22 protein-coding genes are annotated in these 19473 nt (G+C 64.2%); 14 read left to right on the plus strand and 8 right to left on the minus strand.

Translation table 11 applies throughout. The annotated features are described in order from the left end of the window. Positions 1-84: 84 nt before the first annotated feature. The gene (gene gloB, locus RB2654_RS18880) at positions 85-852 is read right to left on the minus strand and encodes a hydroxyacylglutathione hydrolase (RefSeq protein WP_008334807.1); all 768 of its coding nucleotides are present in this window, start codon (positions 850-852) and stop codon (positions 85-87) included. Positions 853-941: 89 nt separating this feature from the next. On the opposite strand from gloB, the gene RB2654_RS18885 reads away from it, so the two are divergent. The 6 genes from RB2654_RS18885 (at position 942) to RB2654_RS18910 (ending at position 6876) form a co-directional block, all read left to right on the plus strand. Then, positions 942-1724, plus strand: a complete 783-nt coding sequence (locus tag RB2654_RS18885; RefSeq protein ID WP_008334808.1) for a class I SAM-dependent methyltransferase — start codon at positions 942-944, stop codon at positions 1722-1724. A gap of 231 nt (positions 1725-1955) precedes the next feature. Continuing rightward, a complete protein-coding gene (locus RB2654_RS18890; protein ID WP_040885861.1) occupies positions 1956-2516 on the plus strand; it encodes a F0F1 ATP synthase subunit delta in 561 nt (186 codons plus the stop codon). Positions 2517-2520: 4 nt separating this feature from the next. After that, on the plus strand, positions 2521-4062 hold the full coding sequence (atpA, locus tag RB2654_RS18895) for a F0F1 ATP synthase subunit alpha (RefSeq protein ID WP_008334813.1): 1542 nt from the start codon (positions 2521-2523) through the stop codon (positions 4060-4062). 28 nt (positions 4063-4090) lie between these two features. Continuing rightward, positions 4091-4969 (plus strand): F0F1 ATP synthase subunit gamma, encoded by an 879-nt coding sequence (locus tag RB2654_RS18900; protein ID WP_008334815.1) that lies wholly within the window; start codon positions 4091-4093, stop codon positions 4967-4969. A 20-nt stretch (positions 4970-4989) separates the two neighbouring features. Beyond that, positions 4990-6414, plus strand: coding sequence for a F0F1 ATP synthase subunit beta (gene atpD, locus RB2654_RS18905; RefSeq protein WP_008334816.1), 1425 nt, complete (start codon positions 4990-4992; stop codon positions 6412-6414). A 51-nt stretch (positions 6415-6465) separates the two neighbouring features. After that, positions 6466-6876 (plus strand): F0F1 ATP synthase subunit epsilon, encoded by a 411-nt coding sequence (locus RB2654_RS18910; RefSeq protein WP_008334817.1) that lies wholly within the window; start codon positions 6466-6468, stop codon positions 6874-6876. Between the two features lie 81 nt (positions 6877-6957). Here the strand turns inward: RB2654_RS18910 and RB2654_RS18915 are convergent, their stop codons facing one another. Both RB2654_RS18915 and RB2654_RS18920 read right to left on the minus strand, forming a co-directional pair. Continuing rightward, positions 6958-7506, minus strand: coding sequence for a hypothetical protein (locus RB2654_RS18915; RefSeq protein ID WP_187432407.1), 549 nt, complete (start codon positions 7504-7506; stop codon positions 6958-6960). Positions 7507-7584: 78 nt separating this feature from the next. Continuing rightward, positions 7585-8292, minus strand: a complete 708-nt coding sequence (locus RB2654_RS18920; RefSeq protein ID WP_008334819.1) for a DUF1194 domain-containing protein — start codon at positions 8290-8292, stop codon at positions 7585-7587. Between the two features lie 126 nt (positions 8293-8418). On the opposite strand from RB2654_RS18920, the gene RB2654_RS18925 reads away from it, so the two are divergent. The 3 genes from RB2654_RS18925 (at position 8419) to RB2654_RS18935 (ending at position 10489) form a co-directional block, all read left to right on the plus strand. Then, positions 8419-8787 (plus strand): hypothetical protein, encoded by a 369-nt coding sequence (locus RB2654_RS18925; RefSeq protein WP_008334821.1) that lies wholly within the window; start codon positions 8419-8421, stop codon positions 8785-8787. A gap of 67 nt (positions 8788-8854) precedes the next feature. Next, positions 8855-10075, plus strand: coding sequence for a tetracycline resistance MFS efflux pump (locus RB2654_RS18930; RefSeq protein WP_008334823.1), 1221 nt, complete (start codon positions 8855-8857; stop codon positions 10073-10075). A 63-nt stretch (positions 10076-10138) separates the two neighbouring features. Continuing rightward, positions 10139-10489, plus strand: coding sequence for an H-type lectin domain-containing protein (locus tag RB2654_RS18935; RefSeq protein WP_040885266.1), 351 nt, complete (start codon positions 10139-10141; stop codon positions 10487-10489). Positions 10490-10509: 20 nt separating this feature from the next. On the opposite strand, the gene RB2654_RS18940 is transcribed toward RB2654_RS18935, so the two are convergent. Beyond that, positions 10510-11523: a ribose-phosphate pyrophosphokinase gene (locus RB2654_RS18940; RefSeq protein WP_008334827.1), complete on the minus strand. Its 1014-nt coding sequence runs from the start codon at positions 11521-11523 to the stop codon at positions 10510-10512. A 107-nt stretch (positions 11524-11630) separates the two neighbouring features. On the opposite strand from RB2654_RS18940, the gene RB2654_RS18945 reads away from it, so the two are divergent. Together RB2654_RS18945 and RB2654_RS18950 are read left to right on the plus strand one after the other, a co-directional pair. Next, entirely contained in the window at positions 11631-12230 is a 600-nt protein-coding gene (locus tag RB2654_RS18945; protein WP_008334828.1) for a 2-hydroxychromene-2-carboxylate isomerase, read from the plus strand. After that, on the plus strand, positions 12230-13048 hold the full coding sequence (locus RB2654_RS18950; protein ID WP_008334830.1) for an alpha/beta fold hydrolase: 819 nt from the start codon (positions 12230-12232) through the stop codon (positions 13046-13048). The genes RB2654_RS18945 and RB2654_RS18950 overlap by 1 nt, the downstream gene beginning before the upstream one ends. On the opposite strand, the gene RB2654_RS18955 is transcribed toward RB2654_RS18950, so the two are convergent. Next, positions 13045-14094 carry a threonine aldolase family protein gene (locus RB2654_RS18955; protein WP_040885269.1) on the minus strand — a complete coding sequence of 350 codons (1050 nt, stop codon included), beginning with the start codon at positions 14092-14094 and terminating at the stop codon, positions 13045-13047. The two genes, RB2654_RS18950 and RB2654_RS18955, sit on opposite strands and share 4 nt — an antisense overlap. Continuing rightward, positions 14094-14546, minus strand: coding sequence for a YcgN family cysteine cluster protein (locus RB2654_RS18960; protein WP_008334834.1), 453 nt, complete (start codon positions 14544-14546; stop codon positions 14094-14096). The genes RB2654_RS18955 and RB2654_RS18960 overlap by 1 nt, the downstream gene beginning before the upstream one ends. Before the next feature lie 142 nt (positions 14547-14688). Between RB2654_RS18960 and RB2654_RS22615 the strand changes: the two genes are divergently transcribed. After that, on the plus strand, positions 14689-15885 hold the full coding sequence (locus tag RB2654_RS22615) for an EAL domain-containing protein (protein WP_148912621.1): 1197 nt from the start codon (positions 14689-14691) through the stop codon (positions 15883-15885). A gap of 130 nt (positions 15886-16015) precedes the next feature. Here RB2654_RS22615 and RB2654_RS18970 read toward each other — a convergent pair whose 3' ends face one another. Together RB2654_RS18970 and hpaR are read right to left on the minus strand one after the other, a co-directional pair. After that, positions 16016-16693 carry a sugar transferase gene (locus RB2654_RS18970; RefSeq protein ID WP_083783431.1) on the minus strand — a complete coding sequence of 226 codons (678 nt, stop codon included), beginning with the start codon at positions 16691-16693 and terminating at the stop codon, positions 16016-16018. A 254-nt stretch (positions 16694-16947) separates the two neighbouring features. Continuing rightward, positions 16948-17421: a homoprotocatechuate degradation operon regulator HpaR gene (gene hpaR / locus RB2654_RS18975; protein WP_008334841.1), complete on the minus strand. Its 474-nt coding sequence runs from the start codon at positions 17419-17421 to the stop codon at positions 16948-16950. Between the two features lie 122 nt (positions 17422-17543). On the opposite strand from hpaR, the gene RB2654_RS18980 reads away from it, so the two are divergent. Further along, on the plus strand, positions 17544-17930 hold the full coding sequence (locus RB2654_RS18980) for a 5-carboxymethyl-2-hydroxymuconate Delta-isomerase (protein ID WP_008334843.1): 387 nt from the start codon (positions 17544-17546) through the stop codon (positions 17928-17930). An 11-nt stretch (positions 17931-17941) separates the two neighbouring features. Further along, on the plus strand, positions 17942-19453 hold the full coding sequence (gene hpaE / locus RB2654_RS18985) for a 5-carboxymethyl-2-hydroxymuconate semialdehyde dehydrogenase (protein ID WP_008334844.1): 1512 nt from the start codon (positions 17942-17944) through the stop codon (positions 19451-19453). Positions 19454-19473 lie beyond the last annotated feature (20 nt).

Here is a 19473-nt window from a genome sequence, read left to right on the forward strand (position 1 = left end):
TATTAAGGATCGGTTTTCCCAGCGGTTCTTCAAGTGTTTTCTGGCAGGAAAACGCTCACAGCCGGGTGATCGTTGCACGAAGGCCTAGAAATTATCCTTGGCCCGGCGAATTGCGGCGAAAACCTCGGCATCGCCGTCATGTTCCATATCCACGGCCTTCTTCATCTCCGGCAGCCCGGCGCGAAGGAACGGATTGGTCGCTTTTTCGAGCGACAGCAGCGACGGAACGGTGAATTCGCCGTTCTCGCGCAGTTTCGTCGTCTGTTCGGCGCGGTGGATCAGGTCGGCATTCTGCGGCTCGACCGACAGCGCGAAGCGGGCGTTGGCCGCCGTGTATTCGTGGCCCGAACAGATCAGCGTGTCGTCAGGCAACGCCATCAGGCGCGACAGGGTGCCCCACATCTGTTCCGGCGTGCCCTCGAACAACCGGCCGCAGCCAAGCGCCATCAGGCTGTCGCCGGTGAAGGCGGCTTTCGCGTCGGGCATGTAGAACGCGATGTGGCCGATGGTGTGACCGTCGGCGGCGAACACCTGAACCTCGTGACCTGCGAAACTCAGCACGTCGCCGGGTTCGACCGCCTTGTCGAGCGCGGGCAGGCGCCCCGCATCGTGTTTGCCGCCGACCACCCGGCAGCCGTAAGCCGCGCGCAGATCGTCCACGCCTTCGATGTGGTCGCCGTGATGGTGCGTGATGAACAGATCGGTGAGGGTCCAGCCCCGCGCGTCGAGTTCGGCCTTGATCGGCGCGGTTTCGGGCGCGTCGAACAGCGCCGTCTCGCCCGTCGCCGCGTCATGGACGAGGAAGGCGTAGTTGTCGGAGCGGCAGGGGATGGTGATGAGTTCGAGCGTCATGTCGAGATGAATATGGGGGTCGGGGGGCGCTGGCTCAAGAGGGGATTTGCCCCCTGTTCACGGGGCGAGGATCGTCTAACCTGCGCCATATGCATCTGGACGCACAGGATCTTCGCGCTTTCTACTACCGTTCGGCCCTTGGCCGCGTGGCGCAGAAGAACATCCGTGACGAGGTTTGCCGGCTCTGGTCCGGTTCCGCCAAGGGGCAGACCGTGCTGGGCTATGGCTTCGCCGCGCCGCTGTTGCGCCCGTTTCTGGCCGATGCCCGCCGCGTGATCGCGCTGATGCCCGCGCCGCAGGGGGTCATGGCATGGCCTGCCGGAATGCCCAACGTGTCGGTTCTGTGCGAAGAGGTGCTCTGGCCCATCGACACCGGCGTGGCCGACAAGCTCATCATGCTTCATGGGCTCGAGACCTCGACGAACGCGCCGACGCTCTTGGACGAGGCCTACCGTGTGCTCGGCCCCGGTGGGCGCGCGCTGTTCATCGTGCCGAACCGCGCCGGGCTGTGGTCGCGGTCGGACAACACGCCCTTCGGCTATGGTCGCCCCTATTCGACCGGGCAACTCGAACATCAGCTTCGCGACCACGGGTTCGCGATCGAGCGGCATTCTGCCGCACTCTATCAGCCGCCCACCCATCGCCGCTTCTGGCTCAAGACCGGACCGATGTGGGAAAAGGTCGGGGCAGGGGCCCCGCGCATGGCGGGGGGCGTTCTGCTTGTCGAGGCCTCGAAACAGGTGAAGGCGCAGCACCGGCCGGGGCTGCCGGAGGCGGTAAAGCGCCCACTCAGCGTGCTGGAGGGGCTTGGCGCGCCCGAGCCGGGGCGGCAAGCTGGCCGGACGGCCAAGGGATTCGGTCCCTGTCCGTGAACATCCGGTCCGAAGGCCTGACAATCACAAGCCGGACGCCCTATTTCGCACGCACCCACGCCTACTTTCTATATGTTGGCGCAAAACCCCGTCATGCGTATTGCGGGCTTGGGATTGCTCTGCTAGACCCCCGCTGAATTTCAGATCGCTCGCAAAAATGCGGCATCGAGAGGCCGCCCCTGACTGCGCTCGCAGCCAAAGGATGGGGCTAAAGACATCGGAAGGGTGGACGTGTCCGAACCAGCTTCGATCACTTCTGGGATTGCCCAGCGTTACGCGACGGCCGTTTTTGAACTGGCCAAGGAAGAGAACTCCCTCAAGGCGGTGGAAGGCGACCTCGACCAGCTCGACGGCGCCCTCGCCGACAGCGCCGACTTCGCGCGCCTGATCCACTCGCCGGTCTATGGCCGCGACGCTCAGGCCGCCGCGATCAAGGCGCTTGCCGACAAGATGGGGCTTTCCAAGCAGATGACCGGCGTGCTCGCCGTCATGGCGCAGAAACGCCGCCTGTTCATCCTGCCGCAACTCATCGCCAAGCTTCGCGAGATGATCTCGGAAGACAAAGGCGAAGTCGTGGCCGACGTGACCGCCGCCAAGGCGCTCACCAAAGCCCAGCAGGACAAACTTGCCAAGGCGCTCAAGGCGTCGGTCGGCAAGGACGTGAAAATCAACATGGCCGTGGATGAAAGCCTCATCGGCGGCCTTATCGTGAAAGTCGGGTCCAAGATGATCGATAGCTCGATCGCTTCGCGCCTGAACGCACTCCAGAATTCCATGAAAGAGGTCGGATAAGAGAATGGGTATCCAAGCTTCCGAGATTTCTGCGATCCTCAAGGACCAGATCAAGAACTTTGGCCAGGAGGCCGAGGTGGCCGAAGTCGGTCACGTGCTCTCCGTCGGTGACGGTATCGCCCGTGTCTATGGCCTCGACAACGTGCAGGCCGGTGAAATGGTCGAATTCCCCGGTGGCATCCGGGGCATGGCGCTGAACCTCGAAGCCGACAACGTCGGTGTCGTTATCTTCGGTTCGGACCGTGACATTAAAGAAGGCGACACCGTCAAGCGCACGAACTCGATCGTGGACGTGCCGGTCGGTGACGCGCTGCTCGGCCGCGTGGTCGACGGTCTCGGCAACCCGATCGACGGCAAAGGCCCGATCGAAGCGAAAGAGCGTGCCGTGGCCGACGTGAAGGCCCCGGGCATCATCCCGCGTAAGTCGGTGCACGAGCCGATGGCGACCGGCCTCAAGTCGGTGGACGCGATGATCCCGATTGGCCGTGGCCAGCGTGAGCTTATCATCGGCGACCGTCAGACCGGCAAGACCGCCGTGGCGCTCGACACCATCCTGAACCAGAAGTCGTACAACGACGCCGCCGGCGACGACGAGTCGAAGAAGCTCTACTGCGTCTACGTCGCCGTCGGTCAGAAGCGTTCGACCGTCGCCCAGCTCGTCAAGAAACTGGAAGAGACCGGCGCCATCGAATACTCGATCATCGTCGCCGCGACCGCGTCGGACCCCGCGCCGATGCAGTACCTCGCCCCCTACACCGCGACCGCGATGGGCGAATACTTCCGCGACAACGGCCGTCACGCGCTGATGATCTACGACGATCTGTCGAAACAGGCCGTCGCCTACCGTCAGATGTCGCTGCTTCTGCGTCGTCCGCCGGGGCGTGAAGCCTATCCGGGTGACGTGTTCTACCTTCACTCCCGCCTGCTGGAGCGTTCGGCGAAGCTGAACGAAGACTTCGGTGCAGGTTCGCTGACGGCTCTGCCGATCATCGAAACGCAAGGCGGCGACGTGTCGGCGTTCATTCCGACCAACGTGATCTCGATCACCGACGGCCAGATCTTCCTTGAAACCGAACTGTTCTATCAGGGCATCCGCCCGGCCGTGAACACCGGTCTGTCGGTGTCGCGCGTGGGTTCGTCGGCTCAGACGAAAGCCATGTCCTCGGTCGCGGGTCCGGTGAAACTGTCGCTCGCCCAGTACCGCGAAATGGCCGCGTTCGCCCAGTTCGGCTCCGACCTCGACGCCGCCACCCAGCAGCTGCTGGCCCGTGGTGCCCGTCTGACCGAGCTGATGAAGCAGCCGCAGTATTCGCCGCTGACCAACGCCGAAATCGTCTGCGTGATCTACGCCGGCACCAACGGCTTCCTCGACAAGCTGCCGGTCTCGGCCGTGGCGAAGTTCGAAAGCGGTCTTCTGAACCACCTGCGTTCGAAACATGCTGACCTGCTCAAGGACATCACCGAGAACGACCGCAAGGTGAAAGACGATCTGGCGGACAAGATCAAAGCCGCCATCGAAGAATTCGCAGCGGGCTTCACGGCCTGATCCCGGTTAACTTCCTGAGGAGGCAGTCATGCCAAGTCTTAAGGACCTGAAAAACCGGATCGACACCGTCAAGTCGACGCGGAAGATCACCAAGGCCATGCAGATGGTCGCGGCGGCCAAGCTCCGCCGCGCCCAGGAAGCGGCCGAGGCGTCGCGCCCGTACACGGAACGGTTCAACGCCGTTCTGGGCGGGCTCGCCAAGGCGTCGGCAGGGTCCGACGCCGCGCCGATCCTTCTGCGGGGCACGGGATCCGATCAGGTGCAGCTTCTCGTCGTCATGACCGCCGAGCGCGGTCTGTGCGGCGGCTTCAACTCGTCGATCGTGAAACTGGCCAAGCAAAAGGCGGAAACGCTGAAGGGCGAAGGCAAGACGGTCAAGATCCTGACGGTCGGCAAGAAAGGCCGCGAACAGCTCAAGCGTGATTACGGCGATCTGCTGATCGGTCACGTCGATCTGTCCGAGGTCAAGAACATCGGCTACGCGAACGCGCAGGAGATCGCGAACGATCTGCTCGCACGTTTCGATGCGGGTGACTTCGACGTCGCGACGATCTTCTACAACCGTTTCGAAAACGTGGTGTCGCAGATTCCGACCGCCGTTCAGGTGATCCCGGCCAAGTTCGACACCCCGTCGGAGAGCGACGAGACCGGCTACGTCTACGATTACGAGCCGTCCGAGGAAGAGGTGCTCGCCACGCTGCTGCCCAAGGGCGTGGCAACGGCGATCTTCTCGGCGCTGCTCGAGAACGGCGCGTCCGAACAGGGCGCACGCATGTCGGCGATGGACAACGCCACGCGCAACGCGGGCGAGATGATCGACAAGCTGACGATCGAGTACAACCGCTCGCGTCAGGCCGTTATCACCAACGAGCTGATTGAAATCATTTCGGGCGCCGAGGCGCTCTAAGGGAACCGGAGAAACACAAGATGGCAAATGCAAAAGGCAAAGTGACCCAGGTCATCGGCGCCGTCGTCGACGTGCAGTTCGAGGATCACCTTCCGGCGATCCTTAACGCGCTTGAAACTGATAACAACGGCAACCGTCTCGTCCTCGAAGTGGCGCAGCACCTTGGTGAGAACACCGTGCGCACCATCGCGATGGACGCGACCGAAGGTCTCGTGCGCGGTCACGAAGTGGCCGACACCGGCAAGCCGATCTCGGTTCCGGTGGGCACCGCCACGCTGGGCCGCATCCTGAACGTCACCGGCGACCCGGTGGACGAAAAGGGCCCGATCGAAGCCGACGAATACCGCCCGATCCACGCGGACGCGCCCGACTTCGACGAGCAGGCGACCGAGGCCGAAATCCTCGTCACCGGCATCAAGGTCATCGACCTGCTGGCCCCCTACTCGAAGGGCGGCAAGATCGGCCTCTTCGGCGGCGCCGGCGTGGGCAAGACCGTTCTCATTCAGGAACTCATCAACAACATCGCCAAGGTGCACTCGGGTCTGTCCGTGTTCGCCGGTGTGGGTGAGCGGACCCGTGAAGGGAACGACCTCTACCACGAGATGATCGAATCCGGCGTTCTGACCCCGGACAACCTGCCGGACTCGAAGATCGCTCTGGTCTACGGCCAGATGAACGAGCCGCCGGGTGCCCGTGCCCGTATCGCGCTGACCGGCCTGACGCTGGCCGAGCAGTTCCGCGACGCGACCGGGACCGACGTTCTGTTCTTCGTCGACAACATCTTCCGCTTCACGCAGGCGGGTTCCGAGATGTCGGCGCTTCTGGGTCGTATCCCGTCCGCCGTGGGTTACCAGCCGACGCTGGCCACCGACATGGGCGCAATGCAGGAACGCATCACCTCGACCAAGAACGGCTCGATCACCTCGATCCAGGCCGTGTACGTGCCCGCGGACGACCTTACCGACCCGGCACCGGCCACGACCTTCGCCCACCTCGACGCGACGACCGTGCTTAACCGCGCGATCTCGGAACTCGGCATCTACCCCGCCGTGGACCCGCTCGACTCCACCTCGCGTCTCATGGACCCGCTGGTGATCGGCGACGAACACTACAAGGTTGCCCGTGACGTTCAGGGTATCCTTCAGCGCTACAAGTCGCTGCAGGACATCATTGCCATTCTCGGCATGGACGAACTGTCGGAAGAGGACAAACTCACCGTGGCCCGCGCCCGTAAGATCCAGCGTTTCCTCTCGCAGCCGTTCGACGTTGCGAAAGTGTTCACCGGCTCGGACGGCGTTCAGGTTCCGCTCGAGGACACGATCAAATCGTTCCGCGCGGTTGTGGACGGCGAATACGATCACCTGCCCGAAGGCGCCTTCTACATGGTCGGCGGCATCGACGAGGTGATCGCCAAAGCCGAGAAGATGGCCGCGGACGCTGCGTAATCAGTCCTCCCCCGGCCCGCGCCGGGGGGCGGCTCCTATCAGGAGACATACATGGCTGACATGATGCAATTCGACCTGGTGTCGCCGGAGCGCCGCCTGACCTCGACCGAGGCCAGCGCCGTGCAAATCCCCGGCGCCGATGGCGACTTCACGGCGATGGCGCAACACGCGCCGACCATCGCGACGCTTCGTCCCGGCATCGTCACGGTGCAGGGTGCTGGTGGTGAAGAGAGATACGTCGTGACCGGCGGCTTCGCCGAAGTTACGCCGGACGGCACCACGGTTCTGGCCGAGCGTGCCATGCCCGCGGGCGAAGTGACGCAGGACATCATCGACGACTTCGTCGCCACCGCCGTTGCCGCGCGCGACAACGCGACGCCCGAGATGCTGGACCAACTGTCCAAGCAGGTCGGCGACATCGCCCTCGTCGCGTCCGAGCTGGGCCTGCAAAGCAAAGCATAAGAAGAACCCGAACGACCGGGGGACAGTAAAGGCCCTGCATCTTCGGATGCGGGGCCTTTTCTTTGCGAAACCGTCGCCCGGTTAGTGCGGCTGTCCCATCATCCGCTCATGCACCGCCATCATGCCCCGCTCGGCCATGTCCGAGACTTCGGCGGCATGGGTGTGGAGCGCGGCCACCAGTTCGGGATCGTCCGAGGTCTGCACGACGACGATCCCCGCGTCGGTCACCTCGATCTCGGTCTCCAGCGCCTCGGCCCGTTCGAAGAAGATGTCGAGCGTCGGGCTCTGGATGATGATGCGTGGATCGTCCTTGGCATCGACCCGGCCGATCATCCCGACCACATGGCTGACCAAAACTTCCATCACTTCGGGGTCTGACGACCGCGTGACGCTGCGGATGCCGTTCGGCAGGTTCTCAACCTCCCGCGTGATCGTCTGGAAGTTCCGAAACATGACCGCAAGCTCGGCGCTTTCCTCGGGCGTCGCGTTTTCGCCGAAAAGGCCCGGCATGTTCACTTCGTCATGCCCGGTCCCGTCGGCACCGTGCATGTGGGACATGCCGCCCATATGCCCCTGCTGGGCCAGCGCGGGCGTAGACAGGCAAAGGGCTAGGGCTAGGGCAGTGGACATTCGGAACATGGTGATCTCTCCCAAGACTGGTTGAAAGAGTTATATGCAAGAAAACGAATGCAGGAAATGACGTTTGCGCTACCCGCCCTGCGGACCCGTGGGGAGGCCAACGTAGCTGAACGCCCCCAGTTCGCGCAGCAGCTTCCGGCGCATCGCCTCTTCGTAGTCGTTGTAGCTGTTCGTCGGTTGCACGAAGGCTCCGGGGCCTTGGATCACCGATTGCAGATAGTATCGGACCACGGTCGGATCGCCGTCGGTGATGACCAGACCGTTCACCGTGACCAAGGACATATCGTGGGCGACGTAGGCGCTGGCCGGGGGGAAGCCATCGTTGTTCACACCGTCGCCCGAAACGTCGATGACCTGACGATCGCAGGTTTCCGGCGCGGCCTTCAACAGGTTCAGTGCATGTCCCAGCGCATAGCCGAGCGACGTCGGGAACTCCGCCACCTGCCGTGGCGTGGCCCGCAGCTCCCCCGCGACGGCGGCAAGCGCCGCGCCACCGGCGACGAATGTCCACGGGAGTTGTTCATACTGATGGCGCGCACCGCTCCACTCGAAAATCGACAGCCAGATGCCGCCCTGCGCCTCGACCGCCCCCACGACCTCGGGATCGGTGAGGGCCCGCGCCAGACCTTCCTGCTGCAAGTCGTATTCCCGCGCGTCGACCGAGGCCGACACATCGAGAGCGAGGACCAGCGACAATTTGCAAGCCGCCGCCGGGGCGGCGGCAAGGGCCAGCCCGGCCGTCAGTGCCATGCGGCGCAGGAAAGGTCGCGGTGTCATGGCGCGATAGTAGCACGACCTGCGAAGCGCACCAAAAATTTGCCGATGGGCGTCGTGCGCGGGTCAAGAAATGGCCCATTTCGCATGGCAGGATCTGGCGTGTTAAATGGTTTTCGGAGACTCGCCATGACGGTCAAGGCCCTCACGTTCTTCGCACTTTTCGCGACTCCCCTGCCGGTTCAGGCGCAACCCTATTCGACCTCGATGGCCCAATGCGCGGGGCTTTACGACGCGCTGACCCGCCTGATGACCAGCGTCGACAAGCAGGAATCGCTTGCGGTGGCGGCGTCCAGATACCTCGGTTCCGCGCGCGCTCAGGCGATGCGCGAAGGGCGCAGTGACGCGGAAAAGGCGGTCGAGGCGACGTATTTCTCGACCCGCGACGAATGGATCGCCAAGGGCGCCCGCATCGTCTTTTCGCAGGAGTTCCATGACTGGGCCGCCTATTGCCGGTCCTTCGCGCAGGATCAAGGCATCGACCTTGGGTTGTCCTGAGCGGCAAAGTCGCGGCGGTTCGCGCCAAAATCGTTGATCCGGCCCGGGCATGGCCCTAGCAAAAGCCATGTCGGACGACCGCGCCCTCTGGTTCATCCTCGCCACCATCCTGATCGACGCGATCGGGGTGGGGCTGATCTTTCCGCTCATGCCGGACCTGATGGACCGCGTGGGCGCCGGGGGCGCGTCTAACGGTGCGGTGCTGGGCGGTATCCTGATGGCGGCCTATGCGGCGACGCAGTTCTTGTGCGCGCCGGCCGTGGGGGGATTGTCCGATGCCGTCGGTCGCAAGCCCGTGCTGCTCGTCGCCCTCGCCACGCTGGCCGTCGACTATGTCATCATGGCGCTCGCGACGAGCTTTTGGCTGCTGCTCGCGGGCCGGCTCCTCGCCGGTGTCGCGGGTGCGACCTACATCACGGCGACCGCCTATCTCGCCGACATCTCGACGCCCGAGAAGCGGGCCGCGAATTTCGGGCTGATCGGCGCGACCTTCGGCATCGGCTTCGTCCTTGGCCCCGCACTCGGCGGTCTGCTCGCCGGTATCGACGTGACCGCTCCGTTCTGGGTCGCCGCCGCGCTGTCGGCCGCGAATGTCGCCTTCGGCCTCGCCGTCCTGCCCGAAAGCCTCGCCCCCGCCAAACGCCGGGCCTTCCGCGCCAGCGACCTCAACCCGTTCGGCGCGATCCGCGATGCGTTCCGAATGCCCGCGCTCGCGCTGCCGCTCGCCTGCATGTTCGTCTTCGAATTCGCCAACATGGTCTACCCGACCCTTTGGGCTTTCTGGGGGCGCGAGGCGTTCGGCTGGTCCGCGACCATGATCGGCGGCACGCTTGCGGCCTACGGGGTCGGGGTCGCGCTCACGCAGGGTCTTGTCCTGCCCGCCCTCCTGAAACGGATGAGCGAGCACGGCGTCCTCACCTTCGCGCTGTTGACCGGCACCGTTGCCGCCTTCGCCTTCGGTTTCACGACCGCGCCCTGGCTGGTCGCGGTGATCCTTCCCATCGCCTGCCTCTCCGACATGGCCCCTCCGACGCTGACCGCGATCATGGCCAACGCTACGGACGAGGATCGGCAGGGCGTGCTGCAAGGTGTCATCGCCTCGCTCGGTTCGCTCGCCGCGATCTTCGCGCCGCTTCTGATGACCCCGCTCTTTCGCCATTACACCGGCCCCGACACGCCGTTCCACATGCCGGGTGCCCCGTTCCTGTTCGCGGGCTTCCTGATGCTTCTCATCTTCCCCGTTGTGAACCGGATACGCCTGCGCACGGAAACCGCCTCAGGGGCTTGAACGATTTGCACTTTTCGGGGCACCCTGCGCCCGGGCGGGCGAAAAAAGAAGCAGGTTTCGCACATGTGGCGTATCAGAACCCATCGTATGGGCATCGACAGCGGATCGAAGGTGTTGTTCTCGGACTTCGTGACCGATGGCGCCATGTGGACGGGTGAGGGGGATCGCGAGATCCGGATGCTGATCCCGTTCTCGGAAAAATTCGTGACCGCGCCTGCGGTGATGGTCGGCATGTCGATGTGGGACATCGACGCCGAAACCAACTCCCGCATCGACATTTCGTCGGACAACGTGACGCCCGAGAATTTCGAGATCGTGTTTCATACGTGGGGCGACACCAAAGTCGCCCGCATCCGCGCAGACTGGATCGCCTTCGGCGAAGTCGGTGACGAAGACGACTGGGACGTGCCCTAGGTCGTCTCCGACCTTGAAACTCAGCTATAGAGCGTTTCGTACAGCGGCTGGAGCGTTTCGTGCTCGAACAGCGACGAGACCGACGTGCCGCCCCAGATGTTCAGGATCGCCTGCGCGAAGATCGGGGCCAGCGGCACGATACGGATGTTCGGCGCGGCGGCCACTTCCGGCGTCGCGGCAATCGAGTCGGTCAGAACGAGGCTTTTCAGCTTCGACGCGGTCACCCGTTCGACCGCCGGGCCGGACATGACGCCGTGGGTGATATAGGCATGCACCTCGGCCGCGCCGCTGTCCATCAGCACATCGGCGGCCTTGCACAGCGTTCCGGCGGTGTCGCAGATGTCGTCGACGATGATGCAGCGTTTGCCGGTCACGTCGCCGATCACGTTCATCTCGGCCACTTCACCCGCCTTCTCGCGGCGCTTGTCCACGATGGCCAGCGGCGCCTCGATACGCTTGGCGAGTTCACGGGCACGGGCCACGCCGCCAACGTCGGGCGAGATCACCATGACATCGTCAAGGCAGTCCTTGAAGTGGTGGCGCACATCCAGCGCGAAGACCGGGCTGGCGTAAAGGTTGTCGACGGGAATGTCGAAGAACCCCTGAATCTGCGTCGCGTGCAGGTCCATGGTCAGAACCCGCTCGATCCCGGCCTGCGTTATCATGTTGGCGACCAGCTTGGCGCTGATCGGCGTGCGCGCCTTGGTCCGGCGATCCTGACGGGCATAGCCGAAATACGGAATAACGGCCGTGATCCGGCCCGCCGACGAGCGGCGCAGCGTGTCCGAGATGATGAGCAGTTCCATCAGGTTGTCGTTCGCAGGGCGCGAGGTCGACTGGATGATGAACATATCCTCGCCGCGCACGTTCTCGTGCACCTCGACGAAAACTTCGGCGTCGTTGAACCGTTCGACGCGGGCATCGACCAGCTTGACGGCCGACCCGCGATGGATCGACATCCGCCGCGCGACCGCCTCGGCCAGTTTCAGGTTGGCATTGCCCGAAATGAGCTTGGGTTCGGTGAGTGCTGGCATGGAGGTATCCCCGGCTGTCCATGTAACAGAATCGCGACCGCTCGCGTTGACTTCGCTTAACACCGGGCTAGGTTCATGGCCACAGGCGGCACGGGCGAGGGGGCGATATGCCGAAAATAGACTACTATTTCAGCACGATTTCACCCTACACCTACCTCGCCGGCCCGCGATTTCGCGCGATTTGCGAGGCGCACGGGGCCGAGGTGAACGTCAAACCCTTCGATATCGTCGGGATGTTTCCGCGCACGGGCGGCAAGCCGCTGGCCGAACGGCACCCGTCGCGGCAGGCCTACCGCCTCGTCGATCTGGAGCGACAGGGCAAGAAGGCGGGCCTTCCGATCCACGTCCAGCCCGCGCATTTCCCGACCAATGCCGCGCCAAGTTCCTACGCGATCATCGCGGCGGCACAGGCCGGGGGTGGCGACATCCTGTCGCTGGTGCAAGGCATCCTCGCCGCTTGCTGGGCCGAGGAAAAGAACATCGCCGAAGACGACGTCATCAAGGCCTGCCTTGCCGACGCGGGCTTCGACTCTTCGCTTGCCGACACCGGGCTTTTCACCGGGGCCGAGGTCTATGGCCGCAACCTTGAAGACGCGATCAATGCCGGGGTCTTCGGCGCGCCGTTCTTCATCGTGGACGACACCGAGAAATTCTGGGGACAGGACCGATTGGAGGATCTGGACCTGTTCCTCAAAGGTGACTTGTGATGGAGGGCGGGCCACCGCTCACCACCGTCGCGGGGCATCCGACCCATGTCGTGCGCGTCGGGTCCGGGGTGCGGCGCGCGCTGTTCATCCATTGCTCGCTCGCCCATTCCGGTGCCTGGACCGGGGTCGAGGCCGCGCTTCTGGACAAACTTCAGATGACCGCGTTCGACCGGCCCGGGCATGGCCGCTCGGCTCCGTGGCTGGGGGGCGAGGATGGGGCGGCGCTTCATACCCTCGTCACCAATATGGCGGGAAAGCTGATCGACAAGCGGGCCGATGTCATCGGCCACAGCTACGGCGCGACGGTCGCCCTGCGGCTCGCGATGGAATGGCCCGAGCATGTGCGCAGCCTCGTTATGATCGAACCGGTGTTCTTCGCCGCGATCCGGGGCACGCCGGAGTATGACGCGGCCAAGGGGATGATCGACACCCTGCGCGGCCTGATCGCCAAGGGCGACCGGATGCAGGCGGCGCAGATCTTTCACGACGCGACCAACCCGGATCTTCCGTTCACAAGACTGTCCGACGACCGTCAGAAGCGCCTCGCCTCGCGCATCGACATCGTGGTCGAGGAAAGCCCCGCCACCTTCGACGACACCGCCGGGATGCTCGATCCGGGGCGGCTGGAGAAAATCAAACAGCCCGTTCTGCTTCTGGAAAGTGCGAACCCACCCGTCGGCGTGCGCGCGGTGCACGAAGCCCTCTGCGCCCGTATCCCGCAGACGCAGCGGGTCATTATCGCGGGCGCCGGTCACATGGCGCCACTCACGCACCCCGAAAACGTGGCGGGCGAGATCGCGGCCTTTCTGAAAATCTAGCCGCGCAGAACGGTCAGGAACTTGTCGAGCGCCGCATCGCTCATGGACCAGTCGCAGACGAGCCGCGCGGTCAGCCTGTCGTCCTCCGCCGCCCCGTCGAGGTCGCCGTCCCACATATAGTAATAGGCGCCCGCATCGAAGAGCCGCCGATGGTCCGCCACCCGCATCGTCGGAAACATCATGTTGCCCGACGGCGCATAGGCGAAGGTGATGTCGTTCATCCCCTCCATCGCGTCCTGCAACCGCTGGCGCGATGCATTGGCGGCCCGTGCGAGGTCAAGCCAGCGCCCGCCTTCGAGATAGGGCAGGAACTGCGCCGCGAGATAGCGTTGCTTGGAAAACAGGTGCCCGCCCCGCTTGCGCCGAAGCTCGAATTCCCATGCCTTCTCGGGGTCGAAAAAGACCACGGCCTCGGCTCCCATCAGCCCGTTCTTGGTGCCGCCGAAGCTGACGACATCGACGCCCGCCTTCCACGTCATCTCCGCCGAGCTGCATCCCAGCTCGACCAGCGCATTGGCGAAACGGGCCCCGTCCAGATGCACGGGCAGGTCGTATTCCTTCGCCACGGCGCAAAGGCCGCGCAGATCGTCGAGGGCGTAGATCGTTCCACGCTCGGTGATCTGGGTGATCGACACAGGCCCGCGCTGCGGCCCGTGAACACCGCGCGTTTCCTCGCCCGCGATCACCCGGCGCAGATCCTCCGCCGTCATGCGCCCGTCGGTCGTCGGCACCAGCGTCAGCTTGGCCCCGCCCGTGTAGAATTCAGGCGCATTGCACTCGTCCTCATGGATATGGGCGGTATCCGTGCAGAAAACGGTGTGGAACGGTTGCGCATAGGTGGCGAGCGCAAGAGCGTTGGCCGCCGTCCCCGTCGCGACGAAATAGACGGCGGCTTCGGGGGCCTCGAACACCTCCCGCACGGCCGCGACGGCCCGCGCGGTCACGTCGTCGGCACCATATCCGCCGGTATAGCCTTCGTTGGCTTCCGTCAGGGCCTCGATCACGCTCGGATGCACCGGGCCACCGTTGTCGGACGCGAAAAACATCACAGCTCCTCTTCGATCACGTAGTCTTCCCAGTCCTCTTCCGGGACTTCGAATTCGGGCACGGTCCAGCCGCGCACCGATTGACCGGCTTCGTGCGTGCTGTCCGGGGTGCCGGTCAGCAGCGGGTGCCAGTCGGGCAGGGGCTTGCCTTCGTGCCGCAGGCGATAAGCGCAGGTGCGGGGCATGAAGTAGCCGACCTTGTCCATGTTGTCGGGCCGCAGCACGATGCATTCGGGCACGAACTGCAACCGGATGTCGTATTGCGCGCAGCGGCAGGTGTCGTTGTCCAAAAGGCGACAGGCCACGCTGGTGAACACGACCTCGCCCGTCTCGTCGTCTTCCAGCTTGTTCAGGCAGCACTTGCCGCAGCCATCGCACAGCGCCTCCCACTCTGTCGGGGTGAGGCTGTCGAGCGGCAGGGTCCAGAAGTTCTTGCGCAGGCGAGTCGTCATCCGGCGACAGTCGCGCAGCGGTGCGGGAATGGAAAGGGGCGGAACCGCCTGCGGCGGGCGACCGCCTTGTTAGGGGCGTCGCAAGATTTCGGAAGAACAACTTAAGGTAGAAATTTGCCTTGCGCCCTACCGGGAGTTGAATATGCTTTCTGGCACACAAGGGAGGCGCGAATTGATCCTGAGCCACATGCGAAACGCGCAGGTTGCTGAAGGGGTCCGCGCCCAGATCGACCTGCATCTCGACCGTGTGCGGCGAAGGCTTGGCTTCGACGTGGTTTTCGTGGCCCGCGTGGCCGGTGGCGAACGGCGGATCGAGGCGATGTCGGCGGCTCCGGGGTTCCCAACGGATCACAGGGTCGGAGAGGTGCGTGCGCTGCGCGATTGTCCGGTGGTTCTGGCCGCGGCACTCCGCGACCCGGCGGCCTTCGCGGGCCAGATCTCGGAGGCGGATGCGGGGCCGGACGCGCCAGACGCGGTGGTGGGTGTGGCGCTTCATGCCTCCAACGGCAGCCTCTTCGGCGCGCTCGGGGGGATCGTTTCGGCACCCGTGGACATGGCCGCCATCACAACGGCAGCCGCCGCGATGGCGGTCAGCCTCGACCTGTTGCATGACCACGCCGTCGCCGCGCAACGCGTTCGCGGCTTGCTGCACGAGGTCATTCGCGAGCGGCGGTTCTACCCCGTGTTCCAGCCAGTCATCGATGTCGCGACCGGAGACGTGATCTACCGCGAGGGCCTGACACGGCTCGACACCACCGACGACACGAGCGTGCCGCAACTGCTTGCCGCCGCGCATTCCGTCGGCATGGGTCCGGCGCTGGAGCTTGCCTTCGCGCGCGCCATCATCGACGCGGACGAGGGCTGGGGGGACAATGCCGGGATCGCCGTCAACCTGTCCGAGACGACTTTGCACTCCGCCGAATTCGACAGGTTCCTGACACAGGTCGAACCGGGCCTGACCGTCGAACTGACCGAGTATGAGCCTGTCAGGGACTACCGCGCACTTGCCGGTGTGGTCGCGCGGATGCGGGCAGCGGGCCTCAGCCTCGCCATCGACGATGCGGGGGCCGGCTATACTTCGCTGCGCCATATCCTCGACCTGAAGCCCGACGTGCTCAAGATGGACGCGCAGCTCTCGACGCGGGTCGACACGGACCCCGAAGCGATCGCGCTGTTCCGTGCGCTTCAGACCTACTGCGACGAAACCGGCACGGTTCTGGTGATCGAAGGCGTCGAGCGGCACGAACAACTGGTGGCGTTGCAATCGGTGGGGGTGCGTTATGTGCAGGGATTTCACTTGGGCGAACCCGAGCCGCGCCTTGGCGCCCAGAGGGGCTAGGCAACGCATGTCGGGTGGTCTGAACCTTGGGAAACACAGGGCCGTTCCGAACGGCCGGAGCGCCTTGAAAATAGGCGACCCGACCGCGGAAAAGCTGCGTAATTTTTGGGCTTTAGGTCCGGTTCGGACCTTACATGCCGTGGCGACCGAAGATGGTGCGGAAGGTCATGGCGATGATCCGCAATTCCATCCCGAAGCCCGCGTTGCGGATGTAGTTCAGGTCGCGCAACGTCTTGGCCCGCGTGGCGTCGATGCCGACCGCGTATCCCAGCGTGACCTGAGCCAGACCGCTGATCCCCGGACGCACCGAGTGGCGTTCGGAATAGCGCGGGATTTCAGCCGCGAATTCGCAGGCGTGGTCGAAGGTGTCCGGGCGCGGCCCGATGACGCTCATTTCGCCCATCAGCACATTCAGGGCCTGAGGAAGCTCGTCGGTCCGGGTCTTGCGGAGGATCTTGCCGAGCTTCGTGATCCGGTTGACTTCCAGAGGGTCCTTGGCGCTGCGCGTCGGCGCGGCCGCCTTGGTCATCGTCCTGAATTTCAACACTTTAAACGGCTTGCAGTCCTGGCCCATACGCTCCTGCCGGAAGAACAGGGGGCCAGGGTTCAGGAAAGGATTAACGATGAGCAACAGAAGCGCGACAACCGCGCCGATGCTCAACAGAACAAGACTAAACAAAATGTCGAAAATCCGTTTTGCCGCCCAGAATACGGGCGATCCACCGCGAAACCCTTCGCGCTTTAATTGCGCAGGTCTCGACTCATGAAAAGGCTCAAAACGAAACCCGACGTTCGGATCCGCTGACATGGTTACCCCCAGTGCTCAATCCGCCGCAATCAATCAATTTTTGGGATTTTGGCAGCCCACGTCGTCAATTTACTGCGCTGCGGCAATTTGTATAGGGTCTATTAAGCTATTTCTCCAAAACCGCTTTGGGTCGGCAAGAAATGGCGAGTCGGCGCTTAGAAATTGGGCGTTGGTGGGGGGAATCCGTGCGTAAAATCCAAGCTTATGGTTAACGCTATCGGAATTCGGGTGCAGGATTCGGCGCGCGGAGAGACTCAGTCGGCCGTGTCCGGGCCGGATTCGCCAAGCACTTCGGTCAGGGCGTCGAGTTCGCGCAAGAGCGCCTGCGTGCGTTCCGTTCCGAATTCCGCGTGGATCGCCGCGAACACCGCCGCACTGTCGTCGGCCGCCGATGCGATCAGCGTCGCACCCGCCGGGGTGAGCGAGGCGAGGCTCCGCCGCCGGTCGTCCCGGTCGCGGCGCACGTCGATGTAACCGACTTCACGCAAAGTCTTGAGGATGCGCGTCAAGGACGGGCCGAGGATCGCGGCGCGTTCGGCCAGGGTCGAGACGTCGAGCTCGCCCGACTCCTCCAGCACGCGAAGCACGCGCCATTGCTGCTCCGTCACACCGATCTGCCGCAACATCGGCCTGATCCGGAACATCACCGCTTCCCGTGCGCGCAAGAGCATGATGGGCAGCGACTTCCGCGTCGGGCTGAATGTCTGGCGGTCGGCGTCTTCTGACATCCACAGGGCTCCTAATCCGGTCCGACACACATTAGGCGAGAGTTTCTGCCTGTAAAAGACGATCCCTTGCGCCCATAAAGTTAACGTGTTAAATAAATGCGCAAGAGAGGAGAATCGCACCCATGCCGCACCTGATCGTCGAGTATTCGCCGGGTCTGGAAGACATCGTCGACATGCCCGCCGTTCTGGCGTCGCTGCATGACACGCTCCTGTCGCTCGACCCGTTCCCGACCGCTGGCATCCGCGTGCGCGCCTACCGCGCCGATCACGCCATCGTGGCGGACGGGCATTCCGACAACCACTTCTGCGCGCTGACGATGAACGTCGGCCACGGGCGCGAGACCGAAGTGCTCAAGGCGGCGGGCGACGCCGTGTTCGCCAACGCGCAGGCCGCGTTCGCCGTCCCCCTCGGTCAGCCGCACTTCGCCCTATCCCTCGAAATCCGGGTCATCGACCCCGTCCTCACATGGAAAGACACGCCGATCCACGGCCGTCTCTCCAAGACCTGACAGGAGCCGACATGAGCGTTCTCGACGACAATATCGCCAAGGCACAGGGGTTCATGGCGCGGTTCCGCAAGGACGGCGTGATGAACCATATCGACGGGCAGAACGCCCCCGCCATGTCCGGTGAGACCTTCACCACGATCTCGCCTGTCGATCTGAGCGAGCTTGCCCCGGTCGCCCGTGGCGGCGCCGCCGACATCGATAACGCGGTCGCGGCGGCAAAGGCGGCGTTCCCCGCATGGTCGAAGACTCCGGGGGCCGAGCGGCGCAAGATCCTCATCAAGGTCGCCGAAGCCATCGAGGCGCGGGCCGAGGAAATCGCTTTCACCGAATGCATGGACACCGGGCAGGCGCTCAGGTTCATGTCCAAGGCCGCCATTCGCGGTGCTGCCAACTTCCGGTTCTTCGCCGATCAGGCCCCGACCGCCGAAGACGGGCAGGCGTTGCGCAATCCGACCCAGATGAACGTGACCTCGCGCCGCGCCATCGGCCCGGTCGGTGTCATCACCCCGTGGAACACGCCCTTCATGCTGTCGACGTGGAAGATCGCCCCGGCGCTCGCCGCCGGATGCACGGTCGTCCACAAGCCCGCCGAGTTCTCGCCGATGACCGCCAAGCTTCTGGCCGAGATCGCCGAAGAGGCGGGGTTGCCCAAGGGCGTGCTGAACGTGGTGAACGGGTTCGGTGAGGATGCGGGCAAGCGCCTGACCGAGCACCCCGGCATCAAGGCCATCGCTTTCGTCGGTGAAAGCCGCACTGGGTCGATGATTATGGCGCAGGGTGCGGCGACGCTGAAGCGCGTGCATTTCGAGCTGGGCGGCAAGAACCCGGTCATCATCTTCGACGATGCCGATATCGACCGCGCCGTGGATGCGGCGGTCTTCATGATCTACTCGCTCAACGGCGAACGCTGCACCTCGTCCTCTCGGCTTCTGGTGCAGGACACGATCTATGACGAGGTGACGCGCCGCGTGGCCGAGGCCGCGGGGCGCATCAAGGTGGGCCACCCCCTCGACCCCGACACCGTGGTCGGCCCGGTGATCCACCCGGAGCACGAAGAAAAGGTCATGTCCTACTTCGCCAAGGCGCAGGAAGAGGGCGCGACCATCGCCGTGGGCGGGGCCAAGGTGGGCGAGCAGGGGTGCTACATCGCGCCGACGCTGTTCACGCAGGCCACGAACGACATGGCCATCGCGCAGGAAGAGATTTTCGGCCCGGTCCTGACGGCCATTCCGTTCAAAGACGACGCGGATGCGCTCGAAATCGCGAACGGCGTGCAATACGGCCTCGCGGCCTATCTGTGGACCCGCGACCTCGACCGGGCGATGCGCATGACCGATGCGCTCGACGCGGGTATGATGTGGGTGAATTCGGAAAACATCCGTCACCTGCCATCGCCCTTCGGCGGCACCAAAGCCTCCGGCATCGGGCGGGACGGCGGCGATTGGTCCTTTGACTTCTACATGGAGACGGTGAACGTATCGTTCCCACGCGCGGACCATAAAATCCCGAAACTCGGCGGGTGAGGCGCCATTTCGCATGACCG

The organism is Maritimibacter alkaliphilus HTCC2654, from assembly GCF_000152805.1.
Classification (GTDB): domain Bacteria; phylum Pseudomonadota; class Alphaproteobacteria; order Rhodobacterales; family Rhodobacteraceae; genus Maritimibacter; species Maritimibacter alkaliphilus.